This is a genomic window from unidentified bacterial endosymbiont, assembly GCF_918797525.1.
GTDB lineage: Bacteria > Pseudomonadota > Gammaproteobacteria > Enterobacterales > Enterobacteriaceae > Enterobacter.
Genome location: NZ_OU963893.1, coordinates 3,623,966 through 3,644,082 on the forward strand (window position 1 = coordinate 3,623,966; position 20,117 = coordinate 3,644,082).

The 20,117-nt window shown below is 52.5% G+C and carries 20 protein-coding genes; 7 read left to right on the top strand and 13 right to left on the bottom strand.

Going from position 1 to position 20,117, the window contains the following annotated elements:
• Positions 1-32 precede the first annotated feature (32 nt).
• The 6 genes from sfmF to fimA all read right to left on the bottom strand — a co-directional run bounded on the left by sfmF (position 33) and on the right by fimA (position 6,062).
• Entirely contained in the window at positions 33-557 is a 525-nt protein-coding gene (gene sfmF, locus NL510_RS17410) for a fimbria assembly protein (protein ID WP_301308572.1), read from the bottom strand.
• A gap of 9 nt (positions 558-566) precedes the next feature.
• Entirely contained in the window at positions 567-1,577 is a 1,011-nt protein-coding gene (fimH, locus tag NL510_RS17415; protein ID WP_253378652.1) for a type 1 fimbria D-mannose specific adhesin FimH, read from the bottom strand.
• A 13-nt stretch (positions 1,578-1,590) separates the two neighbouring features.
• Entirely contained in the window at positions 1,591-4,152 is a 2,562-nt protein-coding gene (locus NL510_RS17420; protein WP_253378654.1) for a fimbrial biogenesis usher protein, read from the bottom strand.
• Positions 4,153-4,166: 14 nt separating this feature from the next.
• The gene (gene fimC / locus NL510_RS17425) at positions 4,167-4,859 is read right to left on the bottom strand and encodes a type 1 fimbria chaperone FimC (protein WP_253384994.1); all 693 of its coding nucleotides are present in this window, start codon (positions 4,857-4,859) and stop codon (positions 4,167-4,169) included.
• A gap of 34 nt (positions 4,860-4,893) precedes the next feature.
• Positions 4,894-5,436 (bottom strand): type 1 fimbrial protein subunit FimI, encoded by a 543-nt coding sequence (gene fimI / locus NL510_RS17430; RefSeq protein WP_253378657.1) that lies wholly within the window; start codon positions 5,434-5,436, stop codon positions 4,894-4,896.
• A 62-nt stretch (positions 5,437-5,498) separates the two neighbouring features.
• Positions 5,499-6,062 (bottom strand): type 1 fimbrial major subunit FimA, encoded by a 564-nt coding sequence (fimA, locus tag NL510_RS17435; protein ID WP_253378666.1) that lies wholly within the window; start codon positions 6,060-6,062, stop codon positions 5,499-5,501.
• Positions 6,063-6,373: 311 nt separating this feature from the next.
• Between fimA and folD the strand changes: the two genes are divergently transcribed.
• Positions 6,374-7,240, top strand: coding sequence for a bifunctional methylenetetrahydrofolate dehydrogenase/methenyltetrahydrofolate cyclohydrolase FolD (gene folD, locus NL510_RS17440; protein WP_253378668.1), 867 nt, complete (start codon positions 6,374-6,376; stop codon positions 7,238-7,240).
• A 2-nt stretch (positions 7,241-7,242) separates the two neighbouring features.
• Positions 7,243-7,455, top strand: coding sequence for a ribosome-associated protein YbcJ (gene ybcJ, locus NL510_RS17445; RefSeq protein ID WP_253378675.1), 213 nt, complete (start codon positions 7,243-7,245; stop codon positions 7,453-7,455).
• Positions 7,456-7,508: 53 nt separating this feature from the next.
• Here ybcJ and cysS read toward each other — a convergent pair whose 3' ends face one another.
• Positions 7,509-8,894 (bottom strand): cysteine--tRNA ligase, encoded by a 1,386-nt coding sequence (gene cysS, locus NL510_RS17450; RefSeq protein WP_253378677.1) that lies wholly within the window; start codon positions 8,892-8,894, stop codon positions 7,509-7,511.
• Positions 8,895-9,069: 175 nt separating this feature from the next.
• Here cysS and ppiB point away from each other — a divergent pair, with 175 nt between their 5' ends.
• From ppiB to mnmH, 5 genes are all read left to right on the top strand, one after another.
• On the top strand, positions 9,070-9,564 hold the full coding sequence (gene ppiB / locus NL510_RS17455) for a peptidylprolyl isomerase B (protein ID WP_253378679.1): 495 nt from the start codon (positions 9,070-9,072) through the stop codon (positions 9,562-9,564).
• Positions 9,565-9,567: 3 nt separating this feature from the next.
• Positions 9,568-10,290: a UDP-2,3-diacylglucosamine diphosphatase gene (lpxH, locus tag NL510_RS17460; protein WP_253378681.1), complete on the top strand. Its 723-nt coding sequence runs from the start codon at positions 9,568-9,570 to the stop codon at positions 10,288-10,290.
• Between the two features lie 119 nt (positions 10,291-10,409).
• Positions 10,410-10,919 carry a 5-(carboxyamino)imidazole ribonucleotide mutase gene (purE, locus tag NL510_RS17465; RefSeq protein ID WP_253378683.1) on the top strand — a complete coding sequence of 170 codons (510 nt, stop codon included), beginning with the start codon at positions 10,410-10,412 and terminating at the stop codon, positions 10,917-10,919.
• Entirely contained in the window at positions 10,916-11,983 is a 1,068-nt protein-coding gene (gene purK, locus NL510_RS17470) for a 5-(carboxyamino)imidazole ribonucleotide synthase (RefSeq protein ID WP_253378690.1), read from the top strand. Before purE ends, purK begins: the two co-directional genes overlap by 4 nt.
• 84 nt (positions 11,984-12,067) lie before the next feature.
• Positions 12,068-13,135: a tRNA 2-selenouridine(34) synthase MnmH gene (mnmH, locus tag NL510_RS17475; RefSeq protein WP_253378697.1), complete on the top strand. Its 1,068-nt coding sequence runs from the start codon at positions 12,068-12,070 to the stop codon at positions 13,133-13,135.
• Positions 13,136-13,381: 246 nt separating this feature from the next.
• Here the strand turns inward: mnmH and NL510_RS17480 are convergent, their stop codons facing one another.
• The 6 genes from NL510_RS17480 to NL510_RS17505 form a co-directional block, all read right to left on the bottom strand.
• Complete coding sequence (locus NL510_RS17480) at positions 13,382-13,933, bottom strand: hypothetical protein (protein WP_253378703.1); 552 nt, start codon at positions 13,931-13,933, stop codon at positions 13,382-13,384.
• A gap of 49 nt (positions 13,934-13,982) precedes the next feature.
• The gene (locus NL510_RS17485; protein ID WP_253378704.1) at positions 13,983-14,801 is read right to left on the bottom strand and encodes a hypothetical protein; all 819 of its coding nucleotides are present in this window, start codon (positions 14,799-14,801) and stop codon (positions 13,983-13,985) included.
• Between the two features lie 7 nt (positions 14,802-14,808).
• Complete coding sequence (locus NL510_RS17490; RefSeq protein ID WP_253378706.1) at positions 14,809-15,180, bottom strand: hypothetical protein; 372 nt, start codon at positions 15,178-15,180, stop codon at positions 14,809-14,811.
• Between the two features lie 152 nt (positions 15,181-15,332).
• Positions 15,333-17,852, bottom strand: a complete 2,520-nt coding sequence (locus tag NL510_RS17495) for a fimbria/pilus outer membrane usher protein (protein ID WP_436298469.1) — start codon at positions 17,850-17,852, stop codon at positions 15,333-15,335.
• A gap of 98 nt (positions 17,853-17,950) precedes the next feature.
• Complete coding sequence (locus NL510_RS17500) at positions 17,951-18,652, bottom strand: fimbria/pilus periplasmic chaperone (RefSeq protein WP_253378716.1); 702 nt, start codon at positions 18,650-18,652, stop codon at positions 17,951-17,953.
• Positions 18,653-18,709: 57 nt separating this feature from the next.
• A complete protein-coding gene (locus NL510_RS17505; protein ID WP_253378718.1) occupies positions 18,710-19,243 on the bottom strand; it encodes a fimbrial protein in 534 nt (177 codons plus the stop codon).
• Between the last annotated feature and the right edge of the window lie 874 nt (positions 19,244-20,117).

Sequence of the window (20,117 nt, forward strand, 5' to 3'; positions counted from 1 at the left end):
ACCCAGTGGAGTTGCAGGGAGAAGAAGCAATGCTAATTGTAATTGATCATAAAGGTCGCATCGGCATCAGCCCGACCGGGCTGAGGGTTATCCGCCGTGGCAATATAGTTTGCATAAAACGATAATTCTGCATTCCCTTGCGCATCCACCATCACCGGCTGGCTGGCCTGCTGTAGCGCCAGGCGCGTTTTGTCTCCATTGCGGATCTCAACCGCAACCTTGCCTGCCGTACTGCCCTCGCTCAACGCCAGCAAATCGCCATTGCTGCCGTCCGCTTTACCTGAAAAGGTCAGAGAGGCGGCCCCGGGTGGACAACCGGTCAACTTCAGCGTAAAGGGGATGGGTTGCGTGCGGCTTCCCGTGGTACGGAGCTGCCTGGTCGGCCAGGTGCCCAGCGTAATAACCTTGTCGCTATCGCTACCCTCAGCCACACAGGTAAAGTCGATAATGTTGCCGTGCATCAGCATGTTGATTTCCCCCAATGCCGTTACGGCCTGCGCGGTAGAATGAATCATCAACAGTACCGTCGCGGCAAAATAGCGCCTGCGGATAAGCATCACTCCTCCTTAATCGTAATCCACACGCAAATAGCCGCGGGAAGTAAAACGTCCCTCAGCGGGCTTATTACCCGTCACGCTTACCGGCCAGACGCGGATGCCCACCTGCGCCTGGCCGCTATCGTCGAGGCGGAACGGGACTTTACTGGCCAGGCTGTTGGGCGTTAACGGCGTCCCGCTGGCGTTAGCCACTACAAACCCCAAATCTTTATTATCAGACACCAGCGCATTCCCCTGGACGTTGTCGCTATCCGCTTCAATGCGCATTGTCAGGTAGGCATTCGCCTCGACGTTGGTGCATTTAATGGCGACAGTTTTGCTTTGCGGGGAGATTTTTTGCGGTCGATTCCCTGCCCCGGCATCACTGAACAACGACGCGCGAATGTCACCGAAATCAAATTCCACTATTTGGCCTGCATTAATTGCACAACTCTGAGGTACCTGAATCGTCCCGCTGTAGCTTATGGAGTAGACCTCTGTATTGAGCGGATCGGACGATGTGGTCGTCACATAGACGCTAAACATCTTCTGCGGCGGGATCACCACCATGTTGATAAACCGGCGCGTGACCCTCAGGCGAAAGACCAGCCTCGAGTCGTTAACCGGGAAGGGACTGTTGTTCGAGACGTTATGATGCTCGCCCATCTGAATAAAATTGGCTGGCGGGTAAAACGTGCCGACGAAATCATCATGGATCTGCATCGCCCCATCAAGGTAATCATTAAGCTTCAAATATTTATAGCTATCTATCACTGTCGTCACCGGGAGGCTGGTGACATAGCTACGCATAGTGGACCGTCCGGTTGTTCCACGGGGACAAATGGCGTTTACCCCCACCAGCCCGGATTTTTGCGCCAGGGTGACAATCTCTCCCGGCCTGTTGTTGGCATGGTTAAATACGCCTGAGAGATCGTAAGAAATATCCTTCGCCACCCCTGTCGAATTTTGACAGACCGCCGCCCATGCGGGCAGCGCACTGCACAGCACTACAACGCCAAATACATAACGGCATCGGTTCATTATTGCGTTCCTTTTAGGGTTCACAGCGCGCTCCCGCTAAGGTAATAGCCTGACTCAGGCTTTCCGGCGGTAACTGGTAGCGCGCGCGGCACTGAGAGTGCATTCCATCGCCCCACTGAATAAGTAGCTCACCTTCCAGCGGCATCCCGCTGAGGTAAATTTGTCCGTCATCGCCCACCATGCTGGTGACGCCGCTATGGGTTTCGCGCACCACGGCACCAAACGGCACCGGCTGGTTGCCCCGCGTCACGGTCAGTAAGGCCCGCGCACCAATACGGGTATCAAAGCTGGCGCGTACCAGCGCGCCGTGCGTGGGTACGACGCTGCTGACGTTGTTTTCAATATCCGTGTTATTACTCATGGTGTTAGTATCCAGCGCCACGCGGTTGTAGCGGTAGACGGTGGCATATGGCATAACCGCATAGCCTCGCCAGTCGGTTTTCACCCCGGTCTGATTCTCTACGCTGACCCCCTGCGCGCCCGGCGCTTTAATCAACACGTTGGTGTCGCCCAGCGGCTGGCTGAAGGTCACGCCATCGGCATGACCGACCACGCCGCCGGAGAGCTGCCAGTTGAGATCGTGTTGATTTCGCGCGTAGTTATAGCCCGCGCCAAGCGTAGCGTACGTCGCCTGCCAGCCAGCACTGGCGCTGCCGCTTGAGCCGTTATTGCTGGTGTGCCCTTGCGTAACGCTGTAATTCAGGTTGCGATCCTTAAGCAAAGTACCGCTTACGCCGGTTTGCCAGCTGGTATCGCCGCTGCTACTGCGGCTGGCGGACGCCGTGGCGTAGGCGCGATCGATTGCGTTATCGCGGCGCAAGCCGTTACGGGTAAACAGGCTGAATGGCACAGAGACGTTAAATGACGCAATGCGGTCGGTACCCTCTATCCCGACCGCCTTGTTCCACGACCAGGAGAGCGAGTAGTTGATCCCCTGCACGCCTCCCGCGTAGCCGAGCTGGTACCAGAGGTTCGAATCCCCGGTTCCCCAGTAGGTCTGCTCGCTGCCGGAGACATACACTGAGCCATAGTCCCCTAGCGACTGTGAAAGGTTGAGCTGAAAGCGTCCTTTTTTATTCCAGGTCAGGTTATGATAGCTCTGCACATCCGGTACACCGTTCTCATCTTTGCTTTCGCCGTACTGATAACCTTCCATTGAGCGCCAGGCGACATCATCCAGGGTATAAAATCCTTTTGTGGAGTAGCGATAGCCCAGCAGTTGGATGTTGGTGCCAAAGCCGTTAAGCGATTTGGCATACAGGAAACGCAAGGATTGCCCTTCGTGGCGGCTGTCGTCCGCCAGCCGGCTACGGGCATGAGTGAGATCGAGCGAGACGGCTCCCCAGTCGCCGAGATTTTTCCCCGCCCCCACCGCCAGGGCGCTGTAACGCGACGCCATCTGCGTGCCGCCGTAGAGCGTAAAGCCGTTCGCCAGACCGGCAATCAGCGTTCCCTGGGTGAAAAACGGCTTGTCTTGCTCGCTGTTGCCGCTGCGGTAATCCCCCGCCACCAGGTCATACTTCCAGCGTCCTTCACGCTGCAGTAATGGCACGGTAGAGTACGGCACGGTGTAACGTTGCTGGCTGCCGTCCTTCTCTTCCACCGTCACGTCAAGATCGCCGCTGGAAGAGGTTGGGTTCAGGTCGGTAATCGCAAACGCGCCGGACTGCACATAGCTCTGATAAATGACATAGCCATTCTGGCGAACCACGACTTTAGCCGGCGTGCGGGCAATACCGCGAACGGTGGGCGCATACCCCTGGAGGCTGTCCGGGTACATACTGTCGGAAGAGTAAAGCCGTCCGCCGCGAAAACCGATGCTGTCGAAAACGTCATTGCCGGTGTTGCTATCGCCCAGCACCAGCTCGCTTTTAAGCGGGATAACCGTGCGCTGCGCCCAGGTACCGATATTCTGCCACTCGCTATGTCGTTGACCGCTACTTTGCGTATAGCGCCAGGCGCCGTTATTGCGCAGCCGCCAGGCATCGTAGTTCAAGCCGCTTTGCAGGTTAAGGTAGGCGCTGTCATCTTTGCTTCCCCGGTTACCGGTGAAGCTGTAATTTAGCAACGCAGCGGGGATGCCTTCATCCCATTGTTCGGGAGGAATATACCCCCGGGCGCTATTCTGCATCGCGACCTGCGGCAGGCTGATGTTCAGGCGCAGCGCCGCAAAGTTGAATGCCGTTTCGCTACCGGGAATGGCCGTTGTCAGCGGGACGCAGCTCTCCTGCGGCGCGTTAGCCAGCTCGGGGAATGCCGTGATATTCACGCCAAACCGATCGAGCATCGCGCGCGTAATACAGGCCGTTAACCCCCCTGCGATCGGCTGCGTATCGTCTGCGTGCTCAAAACGCACGTCCTGAGTGCCAATAAACTCGTCGTTGCGCCAGATATCCACACGATAGACACCCGGCGCCTGCTGGTGACCTTGCTCAAAACGTGATAAATCCGCCACGTTAGCCGTATCGTCAGATAAAAAGGCCGGGTTGAAGTAGCTTTCGCTCCAGCCAGAATGCGGCCAGAGCATAATCATCAATGCCAGTGCAACCGGACAGTAACGCCATTGCGTATTCATCGCCCTGACTCTGTTCACAGATTAACGCTACGCGGCGGCGTGATCGCGCCGTAGTCATTGACACTCTGCCAGGAGAGCGTGTCGCCAGCCCCCGCAGGCAGGACCTGTTGCACCGCGTTTTTTGGCGCAACCATCAGGTTATCCAGCGTTTGCCCGCCGAGCTTCAGATTGACCAGCGTGATGTAATACGGCGAGGCGTTGCTGACCTTAAGGTGGTTACCGACGCGTTCAAAACGCAGCTGTGAGAGCGCGTCCTGCGGCGGCATGGCCAGTTTGTCCGGACGAACAAAGAGTTTGATACGTGACAGGATGGCCAGTTGCAGAACGTTATTGTTTTCCGTTTTGCCTTTATTCATCGAAGGGATCGCTTTTACGTTCATATAAAACAGCGATTCACGGTCTACGGGCAGCGCCGGACCCGCATAAATAATGCGCAACGTATTTTCGCTGTCCGGCTCGCTCACAAACAGCGGCGGCGTAACGGCAAAGGTTTTTTCTTTTTGCCCGCTGGCATTCTCGATCCACGCGTTAATTAAATAACGCTCTTGCTTGTTACTGTTGGTTATCGAAAGCGAGGTCTGTTTCGCTTCTGCAGGGTAAATAACGCGTGTGGCCCCCAGAGCAATACCGCCGGAGGCATTGGCACACGTAGAAAACACCGTAAAAATAAAAAATAAAATCAGTCCGCGTTTATTCAGGATGTTCATCACAACCGTACCTTTAATATTGTGTTCGCAGGCGTTATGGATAAATCAAGGTGAACCAGACATCCGACTGAATATTGCCTGGTTCGAGGTGTTCGGAAATAGCCCGATAGCGGGCGCTAAAATGAAATGCCAGCTCACGGGTGTCGATCGCCAGCCAGCTGACCGCCGGGGCGTTCGGGATAATAAGACGCTGTTGTTCGTCGAAAAGAGCCAGCCCAACGCCGCTGCTTACTGGGCTTTCGCCTGACCGCGATGTCGCCAGGAAGACCTGCGGATCTTCGTCCGGAGTCACGCCCTGAAACTGGATCCCCACGGTGCGTGAGACATCCGCGCTGCAATCCAGCAACCGCACCGTGAAAGGCACATTAACAGTGGAAAAGCTGCCCGCACCGGTAAAGGCGTTGGTGCGGTACTGCCCCATATCTATGCGCATATACTGGCTGTCCGGTGCGACGGCACAGCCGCCGTTAACCAGCTCACCTTTGAGGTGAACTTTGCCGCCCTCAATCACCACGGTATGGGCATCGACCTCTGAGGCCATCGCCAGCGCGAACAGCAGTATCCCAGTCCTTATCATCCTTCGTTCCCGGTATTTACGTGAAAAGGCCTCATCCCTGAAGCCGCCGTTGAGCAATGCCGTTATTCGTGTTTCATCACGAAGGTCGCGTCTGCGTTTGCCAGGCCTGGCGCTGTTGTCGCCGCGGTGGCTTTATAGCGCGCGGTGAAGTTCAGGGTATTGGTTCCCTCAATCAGGCTTCTCGCCGCAGAGAAAGTCGCGCCGTCCGGCGTCAGGGTCGTGGACTGGCTGTCGAGGATCTCAATACCCACGCCTCTGGCGACGTTATCGTTATTTCCCGAGCTTACTGCCAGCAGGGTTTTATCGGTTGCGTCAATTTGTCCGGTAAAGGCCACCGCTGCCGTTCTGGCGACCAGCGGATCGCAATTGTTCAGTTCAATGGTGAAGGGAATGTTGGCCGTGGTGTCCCCCACTTTGGTGAATTTCGCGGTACGGTACTGACCAAGATTAACCGTCTGCTCGGAAGTCTCGGTGTTTACAGAACACGCCGCATTCACTAACTCACCTTTAAAATGGACGGTACCGCCATTTACCGAAACGGGCGTGGTGGTATTTTCTGCATGAGCGGCACCCGCGACCAGGGCCAACGTTGCCATAATGGCGGAAGCAATATTGCTGAGTTTCATGTCTATTCCTTTTAAAATATAAATAACCCTTCCCGCATGCATCCGGGAATAAAAAACCAGATTTAATCGTTTCAATGAAAGCTTATTTCAGAGCAGACAAAGTAGCGCAGGAGTGAAAAGTTAAATATGTCAAAACGCTGCCAATTAACCAGGACACATCCTAATCAGAACTGGGAAAATGGCCCGGTTAGGGTCAAGGTTTTTACGGCCAGCGGTGGAAAACTCGCAAAGGATGACTGACAGCCGCGCTCGCTTCTGACAAAATATAGGCAATCCCCCTTTCGAACGTTACAGACGGAATCTTCTCTCTGATGGCAGCAAAGATTATTGACGGTAAAACGATTGCGCAGCAGGTGCGCTCTGAGGTCGCGGAAAAAGTGAAGGCGCGTAAAGCGGCAGGTCTTCGTGCCCCCGGGCTGGCTGTGGTACTGGTTGGCAGCAACCCGGCATCGCAAATTTATGTCGGCAGCAAACGCAAGGCATGTGATGAAGTTGGCTTTCTCTCCCGCTCGTACGATCTGCCGGAGTCCACCAGCGAAGCAGAACTGCTGGAACTTATAGACACCCTGAATGCCGATAAAGAGATCGACGGTATTCTGGTTCAGTTGCCACTGCCTGCAGGCATCGATAACGTGAAGGTGCTGGAGCGTATCGCACCGGATAAAGACGTGGACGGTTTCCACCCATACAACGTTGGCCGTCTGTGCCAGCGTGCGCCGCGTCTGCGTCCCTGCACGCCGCGCGGTATCGTCACGCTGCTGGAGCGTTATAACATCGACACCTACGGCCTGAACGCCGTGGTCATTGGCGCGTCCAACATTGTCGGTCGTCCGATGAGTATGGAACTGCTGCTGGCGGGTTGCACCACCACCGTGACCCACCGCTTTACCAAAAACCTGCGTAACCACGTGGAGAATGCCGATCTGCTGATCGTGGCGGTCGGAAAGCCGGGTTTTATTCCAGGCGAATGGATTAAAGAGGGTGCCATTGTCGTGGACGTCGGTATCAACCGTCTGGAAAGCGGCAAAGTGGTCGGCGACGTGGTTTACGACGCCGCCGCCGCGCGCGCGTCTTACATTACCCCGGTCCCGGGCGGCGTTGGTCCGATGACCGTCGCCACCTTAATTCAGAATACCTTGCAGGCATGCGAGGAGTATCACGACGTAGAGGACGCGTAGAAATGGCAACGTTTTCTTTAGGTAAATACCCACACATAGAGCTGTGCGATCTGCTTAAGCTGGAAGGCTGGAGCGAAAGCGGTGCACAGGCCAAAATCGTTATCGCCGACGGGCGGGTTTTGGTGGACGGCGCGGTGGAAACCCGCAAGCGCTGCAAAATTGTCGCAGGCCAGACCGTGAGCTTTGAGGGGCAGAGCGTTACCGTGACGGCCTGAGCCGTCCCCCCGCCCTCTCTCCCGGGTTTGTACCGGTAGAGAGGGCGGGAAAATTACTTACGACGCCAGGTTGTGCCCTGCGGACCATCTTCCAGAATGATGCCCATCTCCGTCAGGCGGTTACGCGCGGCATCCGCCGCCGCCCAGTCTTTCGCCTGACGCGCTTCCAGGCGTGCTTTGATCAGCGCGTTAATTTCCGCGACTTCACCGTCGTCCGCCTGCGCGCCGCTTTGCAGGAACACGTCCGGCTCCTGCTCCAGCAGGCCAAGCACCGACGAGAGCTTGCGCAGGTGGGCGGCCAGCGCATTGGCAGCAGCCATATCTTCTGATTTCAGGCGGTTTACTTCACGCGCCATATCAAACAGCACGGAATAGGCTTCCGGGGTATTGAAGTCGTCGTTCATCACCTCAATAAAGCGGGCTTCAAACGCCTCGCCGCCCGCCGCCGCAACGGATTTATCGGTGCCGCGCAGTGCGGTATACAGACGTTCCAGCGCAGAGCGCGCTTGTTTGAGGTTCTCTTCGCTGTAGTTGAGCTGGCTGCGATAATGGCCCGACATCAGGAAATAACGCACGGTTTCCGCGTCGTAATATTTCAGTACGTCACGGACGGTAAAGAAATTGCCCAGCGATTTTGACATCTTCTCGCGATCAACCATCACCATTCCGGAGTGCATCCAGTAGTTAACGTATTCGCCGCCGTGCGCGCAGGTCGACTGCGCAATTTCGTTTTCATGGTGCGGGAACATCAGATCCGAGCCGCCACCGTGAATGTCAAAATGCTTGCCAAGCTGTTTGCAGTTCATTGCCGAACACTCAATGTGCCATCCCGGACGGCCATCGCCCCACGGAGAAGGCCAGCCTGGTTCGCCCTCTTTGGACATCTTCCACAGCACGAAGTCCATCGGATTACGCTTCACATCGACCACGTCGACGCGGGCGCCAGCCTGCAACTGGTCGAGATCCTGACGGGAGAGCGAACCGTAGGTTGGGTCCGTCAGTACGGAGAACATCACGTCGCCGTTATCCGCAACGTAGGCGTGACCGCGTTCGACCAGTTTCTCAGCGATCTCGATAATTTCATGAATATGGTGGGTCGCGCGCGGCTCGCTGTCCGGACGCAGAATGTTCAGGGCGTCAAAATCCTTGTGCATTTCGACGATCATACGATCGACCAACGCAACAAAGCTTTCGTCATTTTCATTAGCGCGCTTAATGATTTTGTCGTCGATATCGGTGATATTGCGCACGTACCTCAGGCGGTAGCCCAGAAAACGCAGGTAACGCGAAACCACATCGAAGGAGACGAAGGTACGCCCGTGACCAATATGACAGAGATCGTAAACCGTAATACCACACACGTACATGCCGACTTCCCCGGCATGGATAGGTTTAAATTCCTCTTTTTGGCGCGTCATTGTATTAAAAATTTTTAACATCGAAGATTCCATGTAAACACGTGTGTAGGTTGTTTGTTCCCTATAATACCTATAATTGGCAACAGGATCAGCAGACAATGCAAGGTGATCGTGTTCGGTGGTTATGCTATAACAAGCCCCTATATGTAACCCTATTACGGGTTAACGCACCACAATAACGGAACAGGATGCAAAAATGGTTACTTTCCACACTAATCATGGCGATATCGTAATCAAGACCTTTGATGACAAAGCGCCTGAAACAGTTAAAAACTTCCTGGACTATTGCCGCGATGGTTTCTACAACAACACGATTTTCCACCGTGTCATCAACGGCTTTATGATCCAGGGCGGCGGTTTTGAGCCTGGTATGAACCAGAAAGAAACCAAAGAAGCGATCAAAAACGAAGCGAACAACGGTCTGAAAAACACCCGTGGCACGCTAGCAATGGCTCGTACTCAGGCGCCTCACTCCGCAACCGCGCAGTTCTTCATCAACGTGGCTGACAACGACTTCCTGAACTTCTCCGGCGAAAGCCTGCAGGGTTGGGGTTACTGTGTCTTCGCAGAAGTGGTTGAAGGTCTGGACGTGGTTGATAAGATTAAAGCCGTTTCAACGGGCCGCAGCGGTATGCATCAGGACGTGCCAAAAGAAGACGTCGTGATCACAAGCGTGACCGTCAGCGAGTAATTCGTGGCGACACTCTTTATTGCAGATTTGCATCTGCAAACAGAAGAACCGGCAATCACTGCCGGTTTTCTACGTTTTCTGCGCGGTGAAGCGAAAGCCGCCGATGCGCTTTATATTCTGGGCGACCTGTTTGAAGCCTGGACGGGCGATGACGACCCCGATCCGCTGCATCGTGAGATCGCGCAGGCGATTAAAGCGTTGGTTGATTCGGCTGTGCCGTGCTACTTCATTCACGGCAACCGTGATTTCCTGCTCGGCACGCGCTACGCCCGCGAAAGCGGTATGCTGCTGCTGCCCGAAGAACAGGTGCTCGACCTTTATGGCCGCAAGGTACTGATCATGCACGGTGACACGCTCTGCACCGACGACACCGGTTACCTGGCGTTTCGCGCTAAAGTCCATACTCCGTGGATCCAAAAATTGTTTCTCTCCTTGCCGCTGTTTATCCGCAACCGTATCGCTGCCAGAATGCGCGCGGGCAGTAAAGCCGCTAACAGCACTAAATCGATCGCCATCATGGATGTTAACCCGCAGGCGGTTGTCAACGTGATGGAAAAGCATCAGGTTCAGTGGTTAATCCACGGCCATACCCATCGTCCTGACGTGCATAGCCTTTTCGCCAACGGCGAGCCGGCCCACCGCGTGGTTTTAGGCGCATGGCACAGCGAAGGATCAATGGTAAAAGTCACGCCAGAAGGTGTGGAACTGATCGCCTTCCCGTTTTAAAGGCTACTCGTCTTTTCGCCCATTTCTCCACTGCGCAACCGTTTTCCTTGCGCGTATAACATGCTATTCTCTGTACCCTCGAAAGCAGTGTGTTTCGCACCACAGGAGTTTTAAGACGCATGTCTTCCCGCAATAATCCGGCGCGTGTCGCCATCGTGATGGGGTCCAAAAGCGACTGGGCTACCATGCAGTTCGCCGCCGAAATCTTTGAAATCCTGAATGTTGCGCACCACGTTGAAGTGGTCTCCGCGCACCGCACGCCCGATAAACTCTTCAGCTTCGCCGAAAGCGCCGAAGAGAAGGGTTACGAGGTGATCATTGCCGGTGCGGGCGGCGCAGCACATCTGCCAGGCATGATTGCCGCTAAAACGCTGGTACCGGTGTTGGGTGTGCCGGTGCAGAGCGCCGCGTTAAGCGGCGTCGATAGCCTCTACTCCATCGTCCAGATGCCGCGCGGTATTCCTGTCGGCACGCTGGCAATTGGCAAAGCGGGTGCGGCAAACGCCGCGCTGCTGGCGGCGCAGATCCTTGCCACCCACGATAAAGACCTCCACCAGCGCCTGGCGGACTGGCGTAAAGCCCAGACCGATGAGGTGCTGGATAACCCGGACCCGCGGGGTGCGGCATGAAGCAGGTGTGCGTCCTCGGCAACGGTCAGTTAGGCCGCATGTTGCGTCAGGCCGGTGAGCCGCTGGGTATTACCGTCTGGCCCGTCGGGCTGGATGCTGAACCGGAAGCCGTCCCCTTTCAGCAGAGCGTGATTACCGCCGAGATCGAACGCTGGCCACAAACCGCCCTGACCCGCGAACTGGCACGTCACAATGCGTTCGTTAACCGCGACGTATTCCCCATTATTGCTGACCGTCTGACGCAAAAACAGCTGTTCGACAAGCTCGGTCTGCCGACCGCGCCATGGCAGTTGTTGTCTGATAAACGCGATTGGCACGATGTTTTCGCCACGCTGGGCGAGCTGGCGATCGTGAAGCGCCGCGTGGGCGGCTACGACGGTCGCGGACAATGGCGTCTACGTGCAGATGAAACCGCTGAACTGCCGGACGATTGCTACGGCGAATGTATCGTTGAGCAAGGCATTAACTTCAGCGGTGAAGTCTCGCTGGTGGGCGCGCGTGGGCGCAATGGCCATACCGTGTTTTATCCCCTGACCCATAACCTGCATCAGGACGGCATTCTGCGCACCAGCGTGGCGTTTCCCCATGCCAATGCCGGGCAGCAATCCCAGGCGGAAGAGATGCTTTCTGCCATTATGCAGGAGCTGGGCTATATCGGCGTAATGGCAATGGAGTGCTTTATCACCCCGGGTGGTCTGCTGATCAACGAGCTGGCGCCGCGCGTGCACAACAGCGGCCACTGGACGCAAAACGGTGCCTCCATCAGCCAGTTTGAGCTGCATCTGCGTGCCATTACCGACTTGCCTCTGCCGCAACCGGTGGTGAACAACCCGTCGGTGATGATCAACCTGATCGGGACCGAGCTCAATTACGACTGGCTCAAGCTGCCTCTGGTGCATCTGCACTGGTACGACAAAGCGGTGCATCCTGGCCGTAAGGTTGGTCACCTGAACCTGAATGATGCCGATACCGATCGCCTGAGCGCCACGCTGGAAGCGATCATCCCTCTGCTGCCGCCTGAATACGCGAGCGGCATTGTCTGGGCGCAGTCTAAGCTCATGTAAGACATTTACGCCGGGGAGTTGACCTTCCCCTTCCCCGGCGTACAATTCCCGCCCATTGCTGCTGAGTTTTCTTGTGGAATAACCATGAAGGATGGAATGGACTATCGCGCACTTCTCGCGTCCGATACCCCCTTAATCGACGTTCGCGCGCCAATCGAATTTGCCCAGGGCGCGATGCCCGCCGCGCTTAACCTGCCCTTAATGAACGACGACGAGCGTGCCGCCGTAGGGACGTGCTATAAACGCGAGGGACCTGACGCCGCGCTTGCGCTTGGTCACAGCCTGGTCAACGGCGACACCCGCGACGCACGCATTCATGCCTGGCGCGAAACATGCCTGGCCCACCCCGGGGGCTATCTCTGCTGCGCCCGCGGCGGCCAACGCTCGCACATTTCGCAGGCCTGGTTAAAAGAGGCCGGGGTGGACTACCCGCTGGTAAAAGGGGGCTACAAAGCCCTGCGTCAGACGGCGATTCAGGCCACCGCTGAGCAAGTGCAAAAACCGATGGTGCTGATTGGCGGTTGTACCGGGAACGGGAAAACGCGTCTGGTGAAGCAGCATACACAAGGGATTGATCTCGAAGGGCTGGCTCATCACCGCGGTTCGTCGTTTGGCCGCACGCTCACCCCGCAGCTTTCGCAGGCGAGCTTTGAAAATCAGCTTGCCGTCGAGCTTCTGAAAAAAGATGCCGCACGCTGGGTACTGGAAGATGAAGGCCGGATGATTGGCTCCAATCACCTGCCGGAGTGCCTGCGAGACCGTATGGAACAGGCATCTATCGTGGTGGTAGAGGACCCGTTTGAAATCCGTCTGGCACGCCTGCGCGAGGAGTATTTTGACCACATGTGGGCAGATTTTTCGTCCACTTACGGCGAAGACGCGGGCTGGAAGGAGTACAGCGACTATCTGCACCACGGTCTGTTCGCCATTCGCCGCCGTCTGGGTCTGCAGCGCTTTGCGGAATTTTCGGCGCTGCTTGATTCCGCCCTCATCCAACAACAGCGCTCTGGCAATACCGAGGCGCACTTTAGCTGGCTAGCGCCGCTGTTGAATGACTATTATGACCCGATGTACAACTATCAGCTTGAACAGAAAGCGGAGAAAATTGTGTATCGCGGAACGTTTTGTGATGTAGGTGATTATCTCAAATAGTATTATGCTGTTCGCAACCATGAGTAATGATGCTATTTCAGGAAATTAACTAAGGCCCATTATTGCAAGGAAATCAATATATTATTTTGCATTATAAAACTTCACATCCCGGCTTGAATTTAATCTCAAAAACCCTTCCAGTATGAGTGCTGTCGCCGGGGATCGTAGTCTATCTATAGCTATATCGAAAGGCGCTGCCAACAACGTCAACTAAACATTTGAAAGCGCTCGCTATGCCGTAAACAATCACTCTGGCGAGATTGAGATTGTCAACGAAACCGACTGTTCAGAGGGGACGGGTTCACGGGTATCTCTGCCGGGTACGACACGTAACGTCGTTGTATTTTCCGACTGCACTATGCTCGGATTAGCCGAGGTTGTTGCGATACTTATCATTTGATCGCCATGATACAGACAAAATTTTAACATTGAGTCTACTGTACCCAGACATCCATCTATTGTTCTTCCCCCCGGGATAAAAGTGTATCGATGACTAGTAGCCCCTGCACAATTAGCCTCCAGCTGAAACGTTGTTCCATACTCCGGCAGTTGTTCTCCTCGTTGCAACGCCTGAAGCGTCCCTAACGGAATAGGCGGTAGCTCAACCACGGGCGGTACGCTTATCGTACAGCTCGCATAAATTGTCGTTTTTAACTCCAGAGTAGATGTATCTCCTATTGCCTGCGCTTTTATTGGCATTAGCAACAAGCCAGATAAAATAAAAAAGGATGTTATCGCGTAATGAAGAATATTTTTTTTCATGATTTGCTCACCTTTTATAAGCGTTGTCTCGTTCATCCGGGGTTCCGGCTCTTGCCACTCGGGTCAATACTGTCTTCAGAATGCTTTATTCAATTGAATAAGTAATCACTGCCTGCCACTGATAGCTTCCGGCCTTTACTGGGCAAGGCGTCATGACCGTTAAGGGTGTTTCGCCCCGCTCCTGTCCCGTCAGATAAGGCTGTAATTCAAGATTAGTACCATCAGATGAGGTTATAGTGAGTGTCGATGTATCACCGGTAATACTGGCGCTTAACTTCCCGCTTAGCCCTGAATGATCGCCAGTATAATTTCGACTGACTCTGAGTTCATTTTTTAAAACAGTCTCGTCACCGGCAAAGCACTGACCCAAATCCAGTGTGCCCGGAACGGATATAGAAGGAACAGCAACAGTTCTGAAGTTATTAATAGTTATTTTAGAATAGGTTATTTTCTGGGCCTGTAGATTGGGATTTATAGCATCGAATACTGGTGCGCAGTACATAATCAACTGTCGCGCATCAAATGGCGCAGACGTACGGAATTGAAGCTGAAGCATTTGTTTGTAAGTGTCACCAGCATTGACATCCTTATATACGCTCAACGTATTAAGGCTGATACTTCCATATATCGTGCTCATCAGCTGGCTCTCATTTATTATCGGGTTTTCTGAGCACCTTAGATAATGATGAACGGTATCAGAAACACTTCCTGTGGTTTGGATCTCTGATGTCATTTCATACACTGGCCCGAAAGTATTTAGCCTCATGGGTTCATCAAGTTCAAAGCTATATTCCTGCCCTGCTATAAATTCGATAGCACTTGCCTTATTGACAAACAGCCCCGGTAACACAGCGGCTATTGTCATTACGGCGAGGCGACGCTTAAAGCGTATTACCCTTCTCATCTTTAAACTACTCCGGCTCTATGGTTACCGTAACGAAGACCGAGTGCGTTCCGACCTGCGGTGGATTTACATCACGCTGTAGAGTTACTTTAATGTCAGTGTTAGTTTCTGTGGTGCTGATGACTGCCGTCTGCGTTGCGAGATCCAGCTTAGTGTCTCCATTGTAGAGACAAAACTGAAGCGTAGAGTCATCCGTGCCGGAACAACCGTTAGCAACCCTGTTCTGGGTGGTAAAACGATAGCGATGGGATGTCGTTCCGATACAGGATGATATTATGCTGAAGGTTGCGTCATAGCCCGAAATTTGAGCCCCCTGCGGCAGACCATCGAATGCGGCCATTGGGATATTGGGTAACGCTACAACCTGTGGCGTCTCCATTGTACATACCGCATTGACTTTAGCGCTGATATATACCGTGGCACTGTCGCTAGCGGCCCGACCATTCTTTGGAAAAAATAGCACTGCCATCACAAGAATAAGGAGACGGTTAGCGGTAAAGTTGGGGTTCATAAATTCACACCTCCGGCCAATTACTGGCACTGAAGAGCTTGCAGGACAACAGCATTCATCATCTGGCTATCGGGAATAGAAAATCTCGCCCGGCATTGTTTATCCGGCTCATTTCCCCACTGAACATCAAGCAAACCTGATTGCGGCAGCCCGGTCAAATAGACTTCCCCTTCATCGCCAACAATACTGTTGTCATTATCCATTGTGACCCGGGCGCCAAAGGGAACAGGAATATCATGGTATCTGAGCGTGAATAGCGCTCGTATTCCTGTAGATGTCTCAAACCTGGTAAGAACAATCGCACCGCGGGTTGGAACCGTCCGGCTTACGTTATTTTGAATTTCAGTTCTGTTATCAAGATTGCTGACATCCAGCGCCACACGATTTTCTCTGTACGGTGTCGCATAGGGTTTTATGGTATATCCTCGCCAGTCTGTTCGGACGCCGTTACCATTTTCAAGTGGGATGGAAGAGGCTCCAGGTGCCGCAATTAAGATGCTGGTATCTCCCCCCGTTGGCTGACCAAGGGTCACACCCGAAGTGTGCATTGTGACAGAACCCGCTACACCATAGTTTAGTTGTCGGTAATTATCCGAATAGCTGTAACCGAGATTTGAATTTCCATACGTTCCGCGATAATTCATACTGCTGCTGCCGGTTAATTGATTTTGCCGTGAGTAGCCCTGGCTGACATTCCAGTTTAAATTTTGTTGTTCAAGCAACAGTCCGCTCAAACCGGCCTGTTGTGTCACATTGCCGTGGTTGTCCCGACTGGCGTTGAACGTAGCAAAAACAGTAGACGTATTTCCCGCCATGAGGCGTCCTACAGGCAAAGAGATATTAATGAAAGCGGCCCGATCGCTCCCGTTCAAACCGACGGTATGATTGTAGTTATAAGAAATGGTATAGTTAACCACGCCCAGACTGCTGCTGAATCCAAGCTGTAATGAAGAACTGTCCCCGCCTTTCCAGTATGTTTGTCTGCTACCGTTCAGGTACAGGAACCCCAGACTGCCAAGCCGCTGAGAAATATTGGCCTGAATACGATCCTTTTTACTGTTCCTGAGATTGTAGTAATCACTGTATGCCGGGATGACAGGTTCACCATCAACGTCAACGGTTTCCTGGTCATACAACCAGCCAGACATTCTTTTCAGAGCGGTCTCATCTAATGTATAGAACCCATCCGTCATGTTTCGGTTTCCCGTCAGCATGATGTTGGTTCCCGTCTCCGAGAAAGCCCTTCCATATGTCAGTCGCAAAGCGTGTGCATTATGGTTGGATCCATCGCTGAGGGTGCTTTTAGCCTGGGTAACATCAGCAGATATTCCCCCCCAAGAGTTCATGCTCAGGCCGACCCCTAACGCCAAGGCACGGTAATTCTGCGCATATTGCGTTCCGCCGTAGAGGGTAAAATCCCGGGGAAGTCCCCATAAAATCGTAGCTTGTGCAAAATCAGGGTCGTCATAGCGATCATTAAAACTGCGGTATTTACCTGCCGTGAGGCCATAGCGAACCCGGCCTTCACGCTGTAAGACCGGCACGGTCCCATACGGCACGGTGAAGGATTGCGTCACGCCGCTGGCTTCAGCAACATTCACTTCCAGATCTCCGCTGGAATACATTGGAAACAAATCCGTAATAACAAAATCACCGGGCGAGACGTTAGTCTGATAAATCAAATAGCCATTCTGGCGGATAGTCAGCATGGCATTGGAACTGGCGCTTCCCCTGATCACCGGTGCAAATCCCCTCTGGTTATCAGGATACATACTGTCATCGGTAGACAGTTGAACCCCTCTGTAGCCCAGTGAATCAAATACATCACCGCCGGTGGTGCTGTCTCCTAACGTGAACTGGCTCTTCCACGGAATAATGGCCCGCTCAAGATAGGTCGCGCCGTGTTCCCATGTGGTGTCGCTGCTATTGCCGCTACGGCTCTCAGACCAGGTTCTGTTATCACGAATCCGCAATGGCCCGAGATTGAGTCCGCTGTTTAACATCAAATATTGGCTGCGGCTGTCGCCGTACTGACCGCTATTGTTGCTTCCGCTATAGCTGTAATTGAGTTGCCCCGCAGTGATTCCTTCATCCCAACGTTCAGGGGGGATTTCTCCTCGACTATTATTCCGTAATGCGGCCTGAGGGATACTGATATTGAGGGCCATTTTCTGAAAATCAAAATACGCCCCAGCATTGGGGTATATACTCTGCGGATAAGTACAATTTCCCGCTAGTCCACGGGAGGCTGTGGTACGTAAAACCTCCGGTTTAATATTCAGTATGCTCAGATCGTCGACTGAGAAACATGCCACAAGACCCGTAACATCCTGTTTATCCGCTCTGCCAGAGTTATCTGATGCAATAAAATGGATGCTCCTCCTCGCTATTATTTCACCATTTAGAACAATATCAACCTCATAGGTCCCCGGAGGCTGCCTACCGGCGATGCCTAAATACGATAAATCCGCAACCTCATTCAGTCCGCCTGATATAAGTGAAGGGGGAAAATAAAAATCACTTTCTGCATACACAGACATCACCGTGCCAAAAGGAAAGGTAAGTAAAACAGACAGTACTAAGACACATCTGCTTTTTTGTGGACATGATCCCATTACCGTCACCTACCCGAAGAGGCTTAATTGAATCTGGCAGGCCGCGGAGGGCTTACAGCACCGAAATCATCGATAGTGCTAAATGTTAAATTATTACCCGCATCCCTGGGGAGAGCGACAGTGATCTGCCCTCGCGATGGCACCATTACACTATCTAATGCAGCATTACCCGCTTTGAAGTTGGTAAGAGTAATAAAATAGGGGGATGCGTTTTCAATAATGACACTATTATTACCGTTGCGGCGGAATTGCAACTGTTGAGCGGCTACCTGCGGTGAGGGCGTAAGCCCCGCAGGACGGACAAAAAGTTTTATGCGTGTTACCGCTGCGATGATAAGTGCGTTATGACCTTCAAGCGCTTTTTTATTAACAGAAGGCACACCTTTTACATTGAAATAATAAAGTGTTTCACGGTCCCGTGGCAACTGCTGGCCTGTAAACATCAGACGCAGGATGTTTTCATTTCCGGGGCCGCTAGTGAAAAGCGGTGGCGTTGCAATAAAGTCAGAGCTTCTTCTACCAGCAGCGTCTTCAATCCAGGCCTGAACCAGAAACGTGGTGTCAGTTGATGTATTTCTTATTGAGATGTTTCTTTGCTTCGCATCCTGTGCATAAATAATCCGGGTGCTGTCCAGCATAATGCCCCCGGCCTGAGAGTAAAAGGCAATAACCATAAACAACAAAGGGAATAAACGTCGATAACCTGAACGGGATGCAGTTGACATTGAAAGCCCTCAAATTTTTTAAACTTTCACCCTTGCCAGGGTGAAAGCCGTTTCGAGTCAATTGTAATTTACAACAAATTTCGCGGTGGCATTTGCGCTACCAGGCGTGACGTTTTCCGCAACTGAAATGTATTGTGCAGAGAAACTCATCACGTTAGTTCCTTCAACAATGGTGAAAGCTGGTGTCGCGTTGCTGCCGTCAAAATTGAGCTTAGTACCATTTTGCAAAATTTGCACCCCCACCCCACTCGCAGGCGTTTCACCATCCTCAAGCAGCGCAAGTACCGAAGCATTACCAGAAACAGTCTCACCCGTAAAGGTTACAGTCGCGTTATTAAATGTTTCTGTGCTGCAATTGAGAAGCTGAATATCAAAGTTCACTTCAGAAGTAACAGTTCCCTGGTTCGAGAAAAGCGCTACAGGAATGTCACCCAGAGGAATTGTCTGAGCAGCGGAGCTATTATCTACAACACAGGCATTACTGTTAATTGTACCCATAAAATTAACCACACCGCTGGAGTAATCTGATGCCCAGGCGGATGTTGTGAAAATAAAAGGTGCAAATGCTGTAATTAAAAATGTTTTCTTCATAGTGATGTTACTCCTGATAGATGATACTTAGTCAAATAATTTATTTAGACTCACTTTGCGTTTCGGTTATTGCATCTTATCAGAATGTTTTTTGAGCAACCAGCGCACTAAAATCACCAGTTATTTCTGGAAAGTTAAAATAGAAATACGGATACATGGATATATACATTTTTAGCAGGAGATGCATCGATTAAATTACAGTAACGAACATTTATTTACTCGAGTTGTAAAATAAAAAGATTATCTTGTGGATTAGGCCAGGCAATTCACGAAATCAATATTTAATTCGTTTAATAGTGGTTTAATATAAATTAGAAGAAAGGTGCATTTCAATAAAAAAACGACTATTGCACTATCTGCAGATGTAAAAAAAATGTATGCGGGGTTTATTTGTATGTTGCGATTATTTTGTGCAAGAACCTGGCGATGTACTGTCCTGAAAGCAGAGTAGTGATGGTACGAAGCTGTTGAACAAGGTGGAGTGCTTATCAATTTAAGCGCCAGAACAATAAAAGCCATAATTGAGCTGCCGTCGATTATCAACGCTGGCTATCACTGCGCATGCCTGCTGGCCAGCCTCAAGCAAAACGCATCCGGTCGCCATACTGATGAGAGTTGTACCGCTCCGGCCCCTGAAGCCTTTATTTATCATCATGCCAGGATTATCAGCAATTGTTTATAAATTTTTCTTTAATTGAACAGATAACGATTATTGTCGAATGACGGGTATCATCCTGGATTTATGCACAGCTATGCCTTCGAGAGTAAACGGGAAAACGCCTCGCCAAAAAAACCGGATGGCGCTAACGCTTATCCGGTTTTGAGAGTCTAAACGACTTCCCTCTCCCTTTCAGGCTAAGGGTTCCCCAGCAAT